Raw genomic sequence first — 564 nt, 5'->3', positions numbered from 1 at the left:
GACGGGCAAAAACTCTACGACCTAGACATTGAAGCCGGCTCTCGCGAGCAAAAGAAAGCAAACATTTATAAAGGCAAAGTAACCCGTGTTGAACCTAGCCTAGAAGCTGCTTTCGTCGATTTCGGTGCCGAGCGACACGGCTTCCTTCCTCTTAAAGAAATTTCAAAAGAATACTTCAAGCCAAGCGCTGGCAAAGGCCGCGTTAACATCAAAGATGCGATCAGCGAAGGCCAAGAAGTAATCGTACAGGTTGAAAAGGAAGAACGCGGTAACAAGGGTGCTGCACTCACTACGTTTATCAGCCTAGCTGGTCGTTACTTGGTACTCATGCCAAACAACGCAAGAGCCGGCGGCATTTCTCGCCGAATTGAAGGGCCAGATCGCGCACAGCTAAAAGAAGCAATGTCTGGCTTAAACATGCCTAACAGCATGGGCGTTATTGTTCGCACTGCAGGCGTTGGTCGAAGTACTGAAGAACTACAATGGGACCTTGACTACCTTGTTCAATTTTGGGATTCCATTAAGACTGCGTCTGAGAGCCGCCCCGCTCCTTTCTTAATCTAC

Annotated in this window: 1 protein-coding gene; it reads left to right on the top strand. The window is 48.6% G+C overall.

Annotated elements, in window-relative coordinates:
- Positions 1-564, top strand: a 564-nt coding sequence (locus A3738_RS28975; protein ID WP_156504592.1) for a ribonuclease E/G, incomplete at both ends; no start/stop codon positions are given.

This window comes from Oleiphilus sp. HI0066 (assembly GCF_001635725.1).
Note: the sequence above shows the minus strand (reverse complement) of the source record. Positions and strands in the feature narration are given on the sequence as shown.